Origin of the sequence: Cuspidothrix issatschenkoi CHARLIE-1 (genome assembly GCF_002934005.1) — a bacterium.
Classification (GTDB): Bacteria; Cyanobacteriota; Cyanobacteriia; order Cyanobacteriales; family Nostocaceae; genus Cuspidothrix; species Cuspidothrix issatschenkoi.
In genome coordinates this window covers 1-17196 of record NZ_PGEM01000186.1, presented here as the reverse complement: position 1 = coordinate 17196, position 17196 = coordinate 1, and the positions used below count along the sequence as shown (strand labels likewise).

The 17196-nt window shown below is 40.3% G+C and carries 15 protein-coding genes and 1 tRNA gene; 14 read left to right on the top strand and 2 right to left on the bottom strand.

All coding sequences use genetic code 11. The features are described from left to right. Positions 1-856: 856 nt before the first annotated feature. From tatC to CUN59_RS19515, 4 genes are all read left to right on the top strand, one after another. Positions 857-1651 carry a twin-arginine translocase subunit TatC gene (gene tatC / locus CUN59_RS19530; protein ID WP_104389398.1) on the top strand — a complete coding sequence of 265 codons (795 nt, stop codon included), beginning with the start codon at positions 857-859 and terminating at the stop codon, positions 1649-1651. Positions 1652-1907: 256 nt separating this feature from the next. Further along, a complete protein-coding gene (gene pdhA / locus CUN59_RS19525; RefSeq protein WP_104389397.1) occupies positions 1908-2945 on the top strand; it encodes a pyruvate dehydrogenase (acetyl-transferring) E1 component subunit alpha in 1038 nt (345 codons plus the stop codon). Positions 2946-3033: 88 nt separating this feature from the next. Beyond that, entirely contained in the window at positions 3034-3903 is an 870-nt protein-coding gene (locus tag CUN59_RS19520; protein WP_104389409.1) for an aldose epimerase family protein, read from the top strand. Positions 3904-3963: 60 nt separating this feature from the next. After that, a tRNA-Lys gene (locus CUN59_RS19515) sits at positions 3964-4035 on the top strand. A 12-nt stretch (positions 4036-4047) separates the two neighbouring features. Here the strand turns inward: CUN59_RS19515 and CUN59_RS19510 are convergent. Continuing rightward, positions 4048-4503 carry a cupin domain-containing protein gene (locus tag CUN59_RS19510; RefSeq protein WP_104389396.1) on the bottom strand — a complete coding sequence of 152 codons (456 nt, stop codon included), beginning with the start codon at positions 4501-4503 and terminating at the stop codon, positions 4048-4050. 122 nt (positions 4504-4625) lie between these two features. Next, entirely contained in the window at positions 4626-5396 is a 771-nt protein-coding gene (locus CUN59_RS19505) for a cysteine hydrolase family protein (protein WP_104389395.1), read from the bottom strand. Between the two features lie 82 nt (positions 5397-5478). Between CUN59_RS19505 and CUN59_RS19500 the strand changes: the two genes are divergently transcribed. The 10 genes from CUN59_RS19500 (at position 5479) to CUN59_RS19455 (ending at position 17173) form a co-directional block, all read left to right on the top strand. After that, positions 5479-6879 (top strand): amidohydrolase, encoded by a 1401-nt coding sequence (locus tag CUN59_RS19500; RefSeq protein WP_104389394.1) that lies wholly within the window; start codon positions 5479-5481, stop codon positions 6877-6879. Positions 6880-7080: 201 nt separating this feature from the next. Then, positions 7081-8775 (top strand): beta-carotene ketolase CrtO, encoded by a 1695-nt coding sequence (gene crtO, locus CUN59_RS19495; RefSeq protein WP_104389393.1) that lies wholly within the window; start codon positions 7081-7083, stop codon positions 8773-8775. Between the two features lie 320 nt (positions 8776-9095). Next, positions 9096-9419, top strand: a complete 324-nt coding sequence (locus CUN59_RS19490) for a DUF6825 family protein (RefSeq protein WP_104389392.1) — start codon at positions 9096-9098, stop codon at positions 9417-9419. A gap of 149 nt (positions 9420-9568) precedes the next feature. Next, complete coding sequence (locus CUN59_RS19485; RefSeq protein WP_104389391.1) at positions 9569-11251, top strand: ABC1 kinase family protein; 1683 nt, start codon at positions 9569-9571, stop codon at positions 11249-11251. A gap of 279 nt (positions 11252-11530) precedes the next feature. After that, entirely contained in the window at positions 11531-12259 is a 729-nt protein-coding gene (locus tag CUN59_RS19480) for a Stp1/IreP family PP2C-type Ser/Thr phosphatase (protein WP_104389390.1), read from the top strand. 136 nt (positions 12260-12395) lie between these two features. Then, positions 12396-13787 (top strand): malic enzyme-like NAD(P)-binding protein, encoded by a 1392-nt coding sequence (locus CUN59_RS19475; RefSeq protein WP_104389389.1) that lies wholly within the window; start codon positions 12396-12398, stop codon positions 13785-13787. Between the two features lie 155 nt (positions 13788-13942). Continuing rightward, entirely contained in the window at positions 13943-14911 is a 969-nt protein-coding gene (hemC, locus tag CUN59_RS19470) for a hydroxymethylbilane synthase (RefSeq protein WP_104389388.1), read from the top strand. Between the two features lie 121 nt (positions 14912-15032). Continuing rightward, positions 15033-16448 (top strand): glycogen synthase GlgA, encoded by a 1416-nt coding sequence (gene glgA, locus CUN59_RS19465; RefSeq protein ID WP_104389408.1) that lies wholly within the window; start codon positions 15033-15035, stop codon positions 16446-16448. A gap of 262 nt (positions 16449-16710) precedes the next feature. Next, entirely contained in the window at positions 16711-16935 is a 225-nt protein-coding gene (locus CUN59_RS19460) for a type II toxin-antitoxin system HicB family antitoxin (RefSeq protein WP_104389387.1), read from the top strand. Then, entirely contained in the window at positions 16928-17173 is a 246-nt protein-coding gene (locus tag CUN59_RS19455) for a type II toxin-antitoxin system HicA family toxin (RefSeq protein WP_104389386.1), read from the top strand. Before CUN59_RS19460 ends, CUN59_RS19455 begins: the two co-directional genes overlap by 8 nt. The last annotated feature ends 23 nt before the right edge of the window (positions 17174-17196 follow it).

The window sequence follows — 17196 nt, the reverse complement described above, 5'->3', positions numbered from 1 at the left end:
AATTGCCATAAAAATTCCACCTGTAGTATCAAATAAGACACTACAAATCATGCAACTTTAAGGCGCGTTAATCTATCCTTGTCCCTTCAGACTGGGGTAAAATCGAGATTTTGAACCAGGTTGCTGGTAGAAACCTATAGATTTATCTCTAGTTGAAACAAGCAGTTGTTTTCATTGATTCACAGATACAAATCACATCTGTGATTGCTAAATTAACTTTTACCCCCCGGCAAAGTTAATTTAGCCATCAGATGACGTTCTTTCTACCTATACATTTTTTGTAAGTAAAACCCGGATAAAAAAATTTTTTTTTGACAAGAAACAAATCTAGAGAATATACGTCACACATAATTAATTATGTTCATATTCAATACAAATTTATATTTACTTAATATTGTCCAATTTTGGCACAATATCAAAAAAGCCTTGTTTATAAGCAATTTAGGCTATCTATTACAGAAATCCCCAAATTTGCTCCGTAGTTAATACTTATGAGCTAAGTAGCAATAAATAAACTACTCTAAAAATTTAATAGTGATAATTAATACTAATTTATATTTTGATTCACAACCTGGAAAACAAAGGGCAGGATGTAAATAATACATAAACAGGACTGAGACAACTAGCACATTGGTAGGGTGTGGTTCCACAAGCTCACCAACCACATCAGATATCAATAATCTGTTTATTTGCAGGATTAATGCAGTTTTACGCACCCTACAACAGATTATTTATGTAAGTCGCCTTTAGGTCGGTGAGTATGTCAATCAATTAGAACCTCAAAGGTTTTTTAGCCTATTCCCTATAAAATAGTGAACGAATATTGCCTCACAAATGTTTCCCACCCTTCTTACCCATGACCCCTCCACAAGACGTAGACACCATAAATTCCGCCAATTTAGACCCAGAAACACACAGTGAACCATCTACTGACCCCCTAGATGAATTACCAGGAGAAGTGGAAATGTCCATTTTTGACCACCTGGAGGAGTTGCGGCAAAGAATTTTCTATTCCCTCATTGTGGTAGTAGTAGGTATTATCGGTTCTTTTATTGTGGTTAAACCCCTGGTAAAGTTACTAGAAGTTCCTGCCAAAGGCGTGAAATTTCTACAATTAGCTCCAGGAGAATTTTTCTTTGTCTCCATGAAAGTTGCCGCTTATAGCGGTTTAATCCTGTCCACACCCTTCATTCTTTATCAAATTATCCAGTTTGTACTTCCCGGACTGACGCTGCGGGAACGGCGGCTAGTAATTCCCGTAGTTCTAGGGTCAAGTGTCCTATTTATAGTCGGCTTAGTATTTGCATATCTATTACTAATCCCTGCTGCTTTACAATTCTTCATTAACTATGGTGCAGATGTTGTAGAACAACTTTGGTCTATTGATAAGTATTTTGATTTTGTTTTATTATTGTTATTCACCACAGGAATAGCATTTCAAGTTCCAGTCATACAAATATTGCTGGCTATATTGGGGATTGTCTCCTCAAAAATCATGTTAAAAGGTTGGCGTTATGTGATTATATCCGCAGTAATTTTGGGAGCAGTTCTCACCCCATCCACCGATCCTCTTACCCAGAGTCTTTTAGCTGGTGCTGTACTAGGACTATACTTTGGTGGCATTGGACTGGTGAAACTGATAGGTAAATAGTCAGTTGTTCGTTGCTTGTCTTCTTTCATCGGTAACTTACGTCAATGAAATTACGTTAATTGTTAATAGCTATGCAGAAAGGGAATAACTTTGATTGCTAACCTATAAAAGAAACAGCCATTTCCACCAATAGAAATCCTCTGTTGCTGTTTTGGTGCATCAAAACTGCATAAAATAAGGTTTGATCAATGAGTTTTGTCAACGGAGCTAATTTATAGCTAACGTTAACTATATAGAATAGGAATAATTCACAAGCATGGTTCAAGAGCGCACATTACCCACATTTAATACTGCCACAGTCCAAATTACCAAAGAAGAAGGACTAGGCTTATACGAAGATATGACATTAGGGCGTTTCTTTGAAGATAAATGCGCCGAAATGTACTATAGAGGAAAAATGTTTGGTTTTGTCCACCTATATAACGGACAGGAAGCAGTTTCTAGTGGCATTATCAAAGGAGCGATGCGCCCTGGGGAAGATTTTGTTTCCAGTACCTACCGGGATCACGTTCATGCTTTGAGTGCAGGAGTCCCCGCACGGGAAGTAATGGCAGAATTATTTGGTAAAGCCACAGGTTGCAGTAAGGGGCGCGGTGGTTCTATGCATATGTTTTCTGCCGAACATCGTCTATTAGGTGGTTATGCTTTCGTTGCCGAAGGTATTCCCGTGGCCGCTGGTGCAGCATTTCAATCAAAATACCGTCGGGAAGTCTTAGGAGATAATAGCTCCGACCAAGTGACTGCTTGTTTCTTTGGTGACGGTGCTGCTAACAACGGTCAATTTTTCGAGACATTGAATATGGCGGCTTTATGGAAACTGCCAATTCTGTTTGTGGTAGAAAATAATAAGTGGGCGATCGGTATGGCTCATGAACGGGCAACTTCCCAACCAGAGATATACAAAAAAGCCAGTGTGTTTAACATGGTGGGTGTAGAAGTGGACGGAATGGACATTTTAGCTGTCCGCCAAGTCGCTCAAGAAGCCGTAGCCCGCGCCCGTGCTGGAGAAGGACCAACTTTAATTGAAGCCATGACCTATCGCTTCCGGGGTCACTCTCTGGCTGACCCAGACGAACTCCGCAGCAAGGAAGAAAAAGAATTTTGGTTTGCTCGTGACCCGATTAAAAAGTTAGCTGCTTATTTGCTAAAACATGATTTAGCCACGGAAGCAGAACTTAAAGATGTGGAAAATAAAATTCAGGCTGTAATTGACGAAGCCGTTAAATTTGCCGAAAGCAGCCCTGAACCAGATCCTAGCGAGTTATATCGCTTCATCTTTGCTGAAGACGAATAACTAGGGAACAGGTGACAGGTGACAGGTGATAGAGGTAAATTTTACCAATCGCCAATCACCAATCACCATTCACCATTCACCAAAAATCATGTTTACCATTGACACCCAACAGCAACAATACAAAACCTACATCCTCACCGATACCACTGCTAATTCTCAAATAGAAGTTGTCCCAGAAAGGGGCGGTATTATTACCCAGTGGCGAATTGAAGGTGAGGAAATTCTCTATTTAGACCAGGAACGTTTCACTCACCCAGAGTTAAGTATTCGCGGCGGTGTCCCGATTTTGTTTCCTATTTGCGGTAACTTACCTGAGAATACATATACTTATAACGGTCAACAATATACTCTCAAACAGCATGGTTTTGGGCGAGATTTACCTTGGGATGTCGCCAGTCCTATGACTGAGAATAAAGCTAGTCTGACTGTTGTACTCAAAAGTAATGAACAAACTCGCGCGGTTTATCCTTTTGATTTTCAGCTAAATTTTACCTATACCCTCCAAGGTAATTCGCTGATAATTGATCAAGAGTATCAAAATCTATCTGCTATACCTTTGCCCTTTTCGGCTGGGTTTCATCCCTATTTTCAGTGTGGTGATAAATCTCAATTAGAGTTTGTTATTCCTTCTGGACAGTATCTAGACCAGCAAACCAAGGAAATGCACCCTTTCCATGGTAACTTTGATTTTAGCCGGGATGAGATAGATTTTGCCTTTGGACATTTACGCAGTCCATCAGCGATCGCCATCGATCATAGCCGCAAATTGAAATTAACTCTTGATTATGATGATATTTATGCTATGCTAGTCTTTTGGACTGTGCAAGGCAAAGATTTCTATTGTCTAGAACCTTGGACGGCTGGACGCAACTCTCTCAACACCAGTGAAAACCTAACTGTGTTAGAGCCAGGAGCAAAGAAAACAATGTCTGTGAAATTAACAGCAAATTTTTTCTAAAAACCTCTTGACAAAACCCCAGGTGTTGATGGTATAGTAATAAAGTTGCAAAACGCAATTGGGTCGCTAACTCAACGGTAGAGTACTCGGCTTTTAACCGATTAGTTCCGGGTTCGAATCCCGGGCGACCCATTTTTTCATAAACTACAGTAACTTAAAAGAATCTAGTCTTCCCAAAACAGTCATATCTTCAGCATCTAATTCCACAGGAATGCCACTACGAATTAGTTCTGAAAAATCCTCATTGGGAACCATAATTGTTAAAGCGTAAAGACGAGAATCCCCAGTATTTCTAATCAGATGCGTTCCTGTAGGTGGTACTAACAAACTATCTCCGGCTTTGATGCCCACTTTTTTCCCATCACAAATGGCAACCCCTTCGCCTTTGAGGATAAAAAACATTTCTACTGCCCATTGATGGCGGTTTGGTGGTGTTTGTCCACCCACATCAAATATTTCTACACAACAAGTTAAGGAAGTATTAGCGCTGGTAGAATCAAAGATAATTGCTAATCGGTTGGAGTCATGGGGACTAATCCGATATGCTTGATAATCTTTGGGAGATTTAATTACGGGAATGACACAACTAGTAGTGTACATATTGGTAATGGGTAATGGGTAATTGGTATTCGAGACTATTCTTGCTTCCTTCTAATTCTTCCTCCTGAATTCCCGACTCCTGTACGGGCGAACCGCCGCCCCTAGGACTCCTGAATTCTCCTCTAATTATTAATTGCGGTTAAAATTGCCGCAGAATCTGTAACAAATCCGAAACATTGTTGCACATTATATAAAGTTGCTAACCAACAATATTCCGGTGAAGTTGTGGCTGTACAATCTTTGACTAAAATACAGTCATATCCTAAAAAATTGGCATCACACAAAGTTGATAAAACACATTGGTCAGCATTTACCCCAGCAAAAAATATTGTCGTTAAACCCAAATTTCGCAAAATACTATCTAAGGGTGTATCCCAAAATCCACTCATACGATATTTATCAACTTGGATGTCTTCCGGTAGCTGTTCTAGTTCTTCCACTACCGCCGCCGCCCAACTTCCCTTCATCAATACCTTAGCGCCGTTACTAGGCAAAGAATCACCTAATCCCACACCTTCCCCTGTGGGGTTGTATACGTGCATTAACCCAGCACTGATATTTAACAAGTCGGGACGATTTGCCCAATTTAACCAAATTACAGGCACACCAGCCGCCCTAAGTTGTGGTAATAATTGTTGTAAAGGTAAAATAGGTTGCCGGGCAGGGGTAACATCTACACCAATATGTGCTAACCAACCATCAGGATGACAAAAATCATTTTGCATATCAATGACGATGATAGCAGCTTTGAATAAATCGCAACGCAGGGTTTTAGTTTCTGTTTCTAAAATAACCGGTTGTGGAGTTTTTGCCGGCCGGGTAATATCTGCAAATGTTTCATTTACTTCCCAGTTATTCGGGAGAAATCCTAATTTCCGGAGGGGTAGATTCATAAATGTTAATTCTCAACATTGTTGTTTACGTTGTAGCTTGAAATTAGGTAAATAGATCAATTACTTAATTAACATTAAAATCATGAACTTTACAATTAAAAACACTTTAATTAACTTTACAGATAGTTACATAACTACAGATGTACAAGTTGTAAATGGTCAAATCACCGCTATTGCCCCTAATTTAGAGATAATTGGTACAGAAATTAATGGGGAAAATAAACTTTTATTACCCGGTTTTTTCAATGCCCATACCCATTCCTCGGAAATGTGGCAACGGGGAGCAATTCCTCCTTTACCTCTAGAATTATGGTTATCACATCTCTATGATTTGACTCCTTTAGATACAGAACAAGTTTATCTCAGTGCCTTGGGAACAGCAGTAGAAACTTTACTTTCTGGGGGAACAAGTGTAGTAGATCATTTAGTATTAATTCCCGGACAAGAATTAGAAACTATTGCCACCGCAGTTCGCGCTTATCAAGAAATAGGAATTCGCGCTTTTATTGCCCCTTTAATTCAAGATGAATCTTTGAGTGCGGGTATCCCTAATGGCAAAATAGACTTAAATCATGAACCCTATTTTCGTTCTACATCCGAAACATTAGCAATTATTGAAACCGCAATTAAACAATTTCATCATCCAGAAGCCGGAATAAATATTTTAGTTGCCCCAACGGGAATTCAGTTATGTAGCGATGATTTATTTACAGGCTGTATTGCATTAAGCAATAAGTACAATCTTTGTCGTCATAGCCATTTATTAGAAACTAAAGCCCAGGAAAAACTAGCTGAAGAAAAATATGGTTGTAGTGCGGTTCAACATTTACAAGAAATTGGTTTTTTAAACAATTATACAACTTTAGCCCATTGTGTATGGTTAAAGGAAACAGATATTAATATTCTTGCTCAAACTCAATCTACGGTTGTACATAATCCTTTAAGTAATCTCCGTTTAGGTAGTGGAATTGCCCCCATTATCAAATATCTTCAAGCTGGAGTTAATGTAACTTTTGGTTGTGATGGTGCTTCTAGTAATGACTCCCAAGATCTATTAGAAGCCATTAAAATTGGTTCGATTTTACATAATGTCACAGAACCAGATTACCAAAATTGGATTACACCCCGTCAAGCTATAGAAATGGCATCTTTAGGAGGTGCAAAAGGTTTAAATTTAGAAAATGAACTTGGTTCTCTCACCGTTGGTAAAAAAGCCGATTTAGTTCTGTATGATCTGAATAATTTATCATTGTTACCACGAACAGATCCCATTGGTCTATTAGTTTTAGGTCGTCCTGTCAATGTTGTTAACAGTGCTTGGGTAAATGGTAAAAAAATTATTAATAATGGACAAATCACCACAATCAATATTGATGAATTGAAACAAGAATTATTTAATCGTAGTCACTGGGAAACACAACAGGAATCCGTCAATGTAGCTAATTTAGCACCTCATTATCGGCAAGTTATGGGGTTAAATTAAAGTTAAGAATTTAGGAGTCAGGAATCGGGAGTCAGAATATTTGTTGGTAGCGATAATATAGAGAAACCTATTTTTCTCTCAATTATCAATAATGACTGGAAAACTCTGATTTATTTTGTATCCTGATTCTTAAATAGGATTGCTTTATTGGCTCTAAATATAATAATATAAACAAGGCAAAATTTTTAGGTAGTAAAAAATATGGAAAAATATGACATTATCATCATTGGTGCAGGACATAACGGGTTAGTGTGTGCAGCTTATTTACTCAAAGCGGGTTATAGTGTCCTATTACTAGAAAAACGGCCTGTTCCTGGTGGTGCAGCAACAACAGAAGAATGTATTCCAGAAAAAGCACCAGGTTTTAAATTTAACTTGTGCGCCATTGATCATGAATTTATTCATTTGGGTCCCGTGATTGAAGAATTAGAGCTAACAAAATATGGCTTAGAGTATCTAGAATGTGACCCAGTTGTATTTTGTCCCCATCCAGATGGTAAATATTTTTTAGCTCATAAATCCCTAGAAAAAACCTGTGCAGAAATTGCTCGTTATAGTGAAAGAGACGCTCAAAAATATGCGGAGTTTACAGATTATTGGCAACGAGCAATTAACGCCATGATTCCCATGTTTAATGCTCCACCAAAATCAATTATAGATATTTTTGGTAATTTCAATATTCAACAAATCAAAGATTTATTTTCTGTAGTTGGTTCACCAGCCAAAAGTCTTGATTTTGTGCGAACAATGCTCAATAGTGCTGAAGATATTCTCAATGAATGGTTTGATGAAGAATTTCTCAAAGCACCCCTAGCTAGATTAGCATCAGAATTAGGTGCGCCACCTTCTCAAAAAAATCTTGCTATTGGTGTCATGATGATGGCCATGCGTCATCATCCTGGTATGGCTAGACCTCGCGGCGGTACGGGTGCATTGGTGCAAGCATTGGTAAAATTAGTTAATAGCAAAGGTGGAGTAATTCTCACAGATCAGCACGTTGATAAAATTTTAATTGACGATGGTAAAGCCGTAGGAGTGAGGGTAAAAGGTGGTAAAGAATATCTAGCTCAACATGGAGTAATTTCTAATATTGATGCCCAAAGATTATTTCTACAAATGACAGAAAAAAGTGATATTGATGCGGTTGATCCTGATTTATGGGAAAGATTAGAACGGCGCATTATCAATAACAATGAAACTATCCTCAAAATAGATTTAGCCTTAGATGAACCACTGCATTTTTCTCACCATGATCATAAAGATGAATATTTGATTGGTTCAATTTTAATTGCTGATTCTATGAATCACGTGGAACAAGCTCATAGTAAATGTACATTAGGGGAAATTCCCGATTCTGACCCATCTATGTATATAGTCATGCCTAGTGCCCTTGATCCTAGTTTAGCACCACCAGGAAAACATACTCTATGGATTGAATTTTTTGCTCCTTATCAAATTGCAGGTGCAGCAGGTACAGGATTAAAAGGGACAGGTTGGACAGATGAACTAAAAAATAAAGTAGCAGATCGAGTAATCGATAAACTAGCTACCTATGCCCCAAATGTGAAAAAAGCAACTATCGCTAGACGGGTAGAAAGTCCAGCAGAATTGGGCGAAAGATTGGGAGCATACAAAGGAAATTATTATCATATTGATATGACTATGGATCAAATGATATTTTTCCGACCTTTGCCAGAGTTAGCTAACTATAAAACTCCCATTGACAATCTCTTTTTAACAGGTGCGGGGACTCATCCCGGTGGTTCAATTTCAGGAATGCCAGGACGCAATTGTGCCAGGGTATTTTTACAATATAAGCATCCCATTAGTCAGACTTTAAAGGATGCCAGAAATTCCATTAAATCTACTGTTGGAACAGTATTTGGAATTAATTGATCTATGGGGATCACGGTAGCTGGAACTGTTCCCTGGGATGCCCTGAGCGAGTCGAAGGGTCGAAGTGTTCCCTAGCCTCCACAGATAACTTTTTCAGTAAACCCTATTTAGCCCCCTAAATCCCCCAAATTTGGATGACTTTGAAATTCTTAATTCCCCCAGAATTGGGGGTTAGGGAGTATCAAAGAGAAAATCGAAAATTGATTGACCCCTCCTGTCAACAGTCAACGGTCACCAATCAGTAAACTCCTGAATGATAATGAACACCAGAGACGGAATGCAGGTTATAATCTTTTTGCGGAGCAACTTTACAAAAATTTATGAGTAATCCCCTTGTGCAAGCCTTTTTCGTAGGCAGAGCCGTAGCTGAAGTAATTAATGAGCGTGTAGAAGTCGCCTTGACTGATGCTTTGAGTGAACTGGGCAAATTTGATGCTGAAGCTAGAGAACAGCTACGCCAGTTTACTGAAGAAGTGATCGCACGAGCTAATCGGGCTGCGGAATCTTCTGGATCTGGAATGACTACAGATGGTAGTTCATCCAGTGGTGATTCGGTAGATTTACAGACTGAAATTGACGAATTGAGGGCAGAAATTGCCTTATTAAGAAGTGAATTACAGAAGCATCGCAATGCTGCAAAATAGTTAATGGGTAATGGGTAATTGGCAGGAGTTCAGAAGAAAGAAGGAAGAATATAATTCTCCCTTGCCCCTGTGATCCGTTCCCCTGCCCTCTGCCCCCTGCCTGCGTTAAATAAGATGAATCTGGAACACGCCGACGGTATAAGAAAAATATGGAACAAGGTTACTCAGACAAAGCATACCGTTGGAATCGGGAAGAATACTCTAGCAAACGCCGCTTTGTGGATATTTGGTCTTTTGTCTTGACCTTGATGTTCAGAATTTGGCGTTATAATAAAGCTTGGAGTTACCCCGGCGGTATCACGGAAGCTAAACAAGCCGCTAGACGCAAAGCCCAAGCAATCTGGATTAGAAACACATTTTTAGATTTGGGACCGACTTTTATTAAGGTCGGGCAACTATTTTCTACTCGTGCTGATATTTTTCCTGGTGAATATGTAGAAGAGTTATCTAAATTACAAGATAGAGTTCCAGCATTTAGTTATGAACAGGTGGAAGGAATTGTAGAACACGAATTAGGTAAAAAAATTCCCGAACTGTTCCAAGATTTTGAACCTGTGCCTTTAGCGGCTGCTAGTTTGGGTCAAGTACATAAGGCTATTTTATATACTGGTGAGTCAGTTGTTGTGAAAGTGCAACGTCCTGGACTTAAGAAGTTATTTGAGATTGATTTACACATTCTTAAAGGTATTGCTCGGTACTTTCAAAACCATCCCAAATGGGGGCGGGGTAGGGATTGGATGGGTATATATGAGGAGTGTTGTCGCATTCTTTGGGAAGAAATTGATTATCTTAATGAAGGTCGTAATGCGGATACTTTTCGCCGGAATTTTCGCAGTTATGACTGGGTGAAAGTTCCTAGAGTCTATTGGCGTTATGCTACAACTAGGGTAATTACTTTAGAATATGTTCCTGGTATTAAAGTTAGTCAGTATGATGCCTTAGAGGCTGCTGGTGTAGATAGAAAAGCGATCGCTCGCTATGGCGCTCAAGCTTACCTACATCAATTACTCAATAATGGCTTCTTCCACGCTGATCCTCACCCCGGAAATCTCGCAGTTAGTCCGGATGGGGCTTTGATTTTCTACGATTTCGGGATGATGGGAACAATTAAATCCAACGTCCGGGAAGGACTAATGGAAACTTTGTTTGGCATCGCGCAAAAAGATGGCGAACGCGTGGTAAAATCCCTAATTGATTTAGGCGCGATCGCTCCCGTTGATGACATGGGACCAGTCCGTCGTTCTGTTCAGTACATGCTGGATAACTTTATGGATAAGCCCTTTGAAAACCAATCAGTGGCGGCCATTAGTGACGATCTGTACGAACTCGCCTACAATCAACCATTTAGATTTCCAGCAACTTTTACCTTTGTCATGCGTGCCTTTTCCACCCTCGAAGGAGTTGGTAAAGGTCTAGATCCAGAATTTAACTTTATGGAAGTTGCCCAGCCTTATGCAATGCAGCTTATGACAGATAACAATGGTTCAGAGGGGAATAGTTTCTTGAATGAATTAAGTCGTCAAGCAGTCCAAGTCAGTAGCACTGCTTTAGGATTACCACGGAGGTTAGAAGATACCCTCGATAAAATCGAACGTGGTGATATTCGTCTACGAGTGCGGTCTGTGGAAACAGAACGTCTGATGCGGCGACAGAGTAATATTCAACTGGGCATGAGCTATGCCATGATTATCAGCGGTTTTACTATTGCGGCTACCATTCTGTTCGTTTATGAGCATTTATGGTTAGCGGTTTTTATTGGCTTAATGGCAGCAGCAGTTTCCTTTATTCTGATTCGGTTGCTTTTACGTCTTGACCGTTATGATCGAATGTAATGACCTAATTAATGTGCCAGCTTACTGAGGGATAATCGCTCCCATGCTCCCATTCAGGTAAGAACTAAGGTGCAACTACCTCCAGTCAGGGGGAAAGTAACGCTTGGGGAGAGAAAAACCTCGCTTGTTAGACACCGCAAGGAATCTAAACTAAGTGGACTCATTGAACCAAGAATCCGCGCTCATTTAGGACGCAGAGTGTCAAAAAGCTAGAAATATGTGCCTATATTTTTAGTAACTATAACTCCCAACTATTAATGAATTGTTCACGAAAAATCTATGAAACTTGACTCTACCGGTTGTACAGATCCGGGGCTTATTCGTACTTATAATCAGGATTCGTACTATATTGATCCCACAGGGCGATTTTTTATAGTCGCTGATGGCATGGGTGGTCATGCAGGAGGAGAAGAGGCCAGTCGCATTGCTACGCAAGAAATTCGTGTCTATTTAGAGCAAAATTGGCAGTCCTCCCAATCGGCATTACAACTTTTAGAGCAAGCTTTAGCTACGGCTAATAATGCTATTATTCAAGACCAAAAAGATAACCCTCAACGTGCAGATATGGGGACAACTGCCGTAGTGGTGGTCATCCGTCCATCAGAGTCTCCTGTATGTGGCCACGTTGGTGATTCTCGTATCTACCGACTACGGGGAACAGAATTAAAACAAATTACAGACGATCATACATGGATTGGTAAAGCGTTGAAAATGGGCGATCTGACCCTTGATGAGGCCAGAAATCATCCCTATCGTCATGTTTTATCCAGTTGTTTAGGTAGAGAAGATTTAAATCAGGTTGATGTTCAATCTCTAGATTTACAAAATGGCGATCGCTTGCTTTTATGTAGCGATGGACTCACAGAAGAACTGATTGATCAGAAAATTTACGAATACATAACAGAAGCCTCTTCCCTAGAAGAAGCTGCTCATAAACTGGTGGAAGCAGCTAGAGAAGAGGGGGGACACGATAATATTACAGTTGTGCTGGTATCTGTAGAAATGTGATTTTTGATAGGTCAGCGTTCAGTTCAGTAAGGGCGGACGGCCGTTCGCCCCCTACAGGAGTCAGGAGGAAGAAAAATCTATATTCCCTGTTCCCTCTTGCCTATTCCCTATATTCCCTGTTCCCTAACATCAAACTATGACAAATCTTACTCCTAATTCTAGTTTTAGCCTTACCTTGCGGTTACAAATTCCCAATCGTGTGGGGATGTTAGCATCTGTAACCCAAGCGATCGCCACTGCCGGTGGTAATCTGGGACAAATTGATTTAATTGAACAAACAAGACAAGAATCTATACGTGATCTTACAGTTGATGCCGCAAGTACGGAACACGCGGAAACTATTGTCCAAGTGATCAAGGAATTACCAGATATTAAGGTAATGGATGTTTATGATCGGACGTTTAATTTACATCGGGGTGGCAAAATTAGTATAGTCAGTAGAATTGCTCTCAAAAGCGTTTCTGATTTAGCCATGGCCTATACTCCTGGAGTGGGCAGAATTTGTAAAGCGATCGCTCAAAATCCCGAAGAAGTATATAATCTGACTATCAAAAATAATACCGTGGCCATTGTCACAGATGGTAGTGCGGTTTTGGGTTTAGGTAATCTCGGACCAGCAGCAGCTTTACCAGTGATGGAAGGTAAGGCCATGTTATTTAAAGAATTTGCCGGACTTGATGCTTTTCCTATCTGTTTAGACACTCAAGATGCAGATGAAATTGTCAAAGCTGTGAAAAATATCGCCCCTGTCTTTGGTGGTGTCAACTTAGAAGATATTGCTGCACCTCGGTGTTTTGAAATTGAACAAAGACTGCGAGCAGAATTAAATATCCCCATTTTCCATGATGACCAACATGGAACAGCTATTGTTACCTTAGCAGCATTATTTAACGCCCTGAAACTGGTGCAAAAATCCATTGCAGATATCCGCATTGTGATTAATGGCGCTGGTGCGGCGGGAGTAGCGATCGCTCGTTTACTCCGCAAAGCCGGTGCAGAAACCATTTTGATGTGCGACTCCAAGGGAATTATTTCTACCAATCGCAGCGATTTGACCGAAGAAAAACTAGAATTTGCCGTTAAAGCTCAAGGAACTTTAGCCGATGCAGTCCAAGGTGCAGATGTCTTCATCGGTGTGAGCGCGCCGGGAGTTCTGACACCAGAAATGGTACAGGGAATGACTAAAGATGCCATTGTCTTTGCTATGGCTAATCCCATTCCCGAAATTCAACCAGAATTAGCCCCTAGTAACGTCGCTGTCATGGCTACAGGTCGGAGTGACTACCCCAACCAAATCAACAACGTCCTGGCTTTTCCTGGGGTGTTTCGTGGGGCTTTAGATTGCCGGGCTAGTACGATTACTACTAATATGTGTTTGGAAGCTGCCAGTGCGATCGCTTCTTTAGTTAAGCCTTCTGAATTGAATCGGGAACATATTATCCCTTCCGTCTTTGATAAGCGTGTGGCTGCTGCTGTAGCTACTGCTGTCCAACAAGCCGCACGGGAAGAAGGTATTGCCAAAAGTTAGGGATGTACGGAGGTAGGGGCGAACGGCCATTCGCCCCTACAACAGTCACCTGTGCTAATCTGGGAAATGTAAAGAGAGTTATTCCGTCCGGTAGGTCACTTGCTGCGGTAGTCTAGATAAATGTTAATTTATCGCCTGGTTTGACATACAGTTTTATGACTTCAGTTTCTAGCCCTCCGCGCACTATTCGTATTGGTTCACGTAAAAGCCAACTAGCTTTAGTTCAAACTTACTGGGTACAAGCACAACTTCAGAAAAGCTTTCCCGACATTACTTTTGAAGTCCATACCATGTCTACCCAAGGGGATAAAATCCTGGATGTGGCATTGGCCAAAATTGGCGATAAAGGACTATTTACCAAGGAATTGGAATTGGGCATGATCAATAAAGAGATTGATTTTGCTGTGCATTCTCTCAAGGATCTACCCACTAACTTACCAGAAGGATTAACTTTAGCAGCCATTACAGAACGGGAAAACCCCGCAGATGCGGTGGTGCTACATGAAAAGTATAAAGGTCAGCAACTTGAGACTTTACCCGCAGGTGCGGTGATTGGTACTTCTTCTTTACGACGACTAGCGCAATTACGGCATAAATTCCCCCACTTTACATTTAAAGACGTGCGGGGAAACTTAATCACGCGTATGGCTAAACTCGATGCAGGTGAGTATGATGCTTTGATTTTAGCGGTAGCTGGGTTAGAAAGATTAGAAATGAGCGATCGCATCCATCAAATCTTACCTCCAGAAATTTCTCTCCATGCCGTGGGACAAGGTGCTTTGGGCATAGAATGCCGTGCTGATGACACCGAAGTAATTCAATTACTCAAAGCTATTGAACATCCAGCAACACGCGATCGCTGTCTAGCAGAAAGATCATTTTTACGAGTTTTAGAAGGTGGCTGTCAAGTTCCCATTGGTGTAAACACTGAAATTAATGGTAATGAATTAACCTTAAAAGGACTTGTTGCCAGCGTTGATGGTCAACAACTGGTTAAAGATAGCGTCACCGGTCCAGCCGCTAATGCTGAAAAATTAGGGGCAGAACTAGCCAGTATTCTACGCCAACAAGGTGCTACAGAAATATTAGAAAAAATCTTTACCGAGATTCAACGGGGATCATAAGGTGATAGGTTACAGGTGAGAGGCAAGAGGCAAGAAAACTTAGTTTAGTTTGATCACCAATCACCAATCACCAATCACCAATCACCAATTACCATCTACCAATTACCATCTACCAATTACCATGAGAATTTTATTTGTAGCGGCGGAAGCTGCTCCCATTGCCAAAGTTGGCGGAATGGGAGATGTTGTAGGTGCATTACCCAAAGTATTGAGACAAATGGGACATGATGTACGGATTTTCATGCCTTACTATGGGTTTGTTTCCGACAAAATGCAAGTACCCAAAGACCCAATATGGAAGGGTGCTGCGATGTTTCAGGAGTTTTCAGTTTACGAAGGTGTACTACCTGGAACTGATGTTCCCTTGTATTTATTTGGACATCCTGTCTTTCTCCCCCGGCGAATTTATGGAGGAGAAGATGAAGATTGGAGATTCACTTTATTTTCCAATGGGGCGGCGGAATTTTGCTGGAACTACTGGAAACCAGAAATTGTCCATTGTCATGATTGGCACACAGGAATGTTACCCGTATGGTTAAATCAGTCTCCAGATATCACCAGTGTATTTACTATTCATAACCTCGCTTATCAAGGCCCTTGGCGTTGGTATTTAGAGAAAATTACCTGGTGTCCCTGGTATATGCAAGGACACAATACAATGGCGGCCGCAGTCCAGTTTGCGGATAAGGTAAATACAGTTTCTCCTACCTATGCCGAACAAATCAAAACACCTGCTTATGGTGAACAAATAGAAGGTTTATTATCTTTTATTAGTGGCAAGTTATCAGGGATAATTAACGGTATAGATACTGATATTTATGATCCCGCCAATGATAAATACATTGCTCAACCCTTTACCATAGATACCTTAGATCAACGCAAAGCTAACAAAATATCCCTGCAAGAAGAAGTGGGTTTAGAAGTTAATTCTAATGCCTTTTTAATCGGCATGGTGACAAGGTTGGTAGAACAAAAAGGTCTTGATTTGGTATTACAAATTCTCGACCGTTTTATGGCTTATACAGATGCTCAGTTTGTCCTTTTGGGAACAGGCGAGCGCTATTATGAAACCCAAATGTGGCAACTCGCATCCCGCTATCCCGGACGGATGGCCACCTATCTCCTGTACAATGATGCCCTCTCCCGTCGTATCTACGCTGGTACAGATGCTTTTTTAATGCCTAGCCGCTTTGAACCTTGCGGAATTAGTCAAATGATGGCGTTGCGTTACGGTTCTGTGCCTATTGTCCGCCGTACCGGAGGATTAGTTGATACCGTCAGCCACTATGATCCAGCCAATGAAGCGGGTACAGGTTACTGCTTTGACCGCTATGAACCACTGGATCTCTTTACTTGTATGATTCGCGCCTGGGAGGGTTTCCGTTTCAAACCCCAATGGCAAGAATTACAAAAACGGGGGATGAGTGAAAACTTCAGTTGGTATGAATCTGCTAAACAGTACGATAAACTTTATCGTTCTATTTATGGTTTACCAGATGTAGAACCGGAAGCGGAAGCAGCAGCAGAAACAGTTTAAGGTGTTGGAATATTAGACAATTATTGATGGGGTGTTTATCTGGAATACCCCTTTTTGATAGAATTAACATTTTTTTGAGCAGGTTAACACAACTGGAGAATATTAAGTAGTTAGCTATTTTGTCAGAATCAGGATATCCAGGATTTGAGGATGTACAGGATGGGATTTTTATAGTTTTGCAAGATAGAGATGAATCTATACTATTATTTATGAATAAATATGATATAATAGCCAATTATTAATCAACAAACAAAACTTACTTATGTCCTATAAAGTTAGTATTGTCATTGAAAAAGATGAACATGGATATTATGCTTATTGTCCTGAACTTCCTGGATGTCAATCTGAAGGTGATTCCTTAGAAGCAGTACAGGCAAATATTAAGGAAGCAGTTGAATTATATATAGAAACATTATCAGAATTTGAGAAACAAGCACTTCAGCACAAAGAAATATTAACTATGACTTTGGAGGTAAAAGTTGCCTAAACTACTACGACTAACTGCCAAAGAAGCTGAAAAATTACTATTAAATGCTGGTTTTATTGAAATTAGAAGTAAAGGTAGTCACAGAATTTATTTTCGAGAAAATGTGAGAGTTGTGATTCCTTTTCATTCAGGTAGGATTCTACATCCGAAAACGGTACAACAGGTTTTTACTGCTATTGAAAGTTTTGAATTAGAGAGAACAGAAGAAGAAATAAATCAAGATGAAGAAGATATTTAAAATGTATCCCCTCAATATATAGG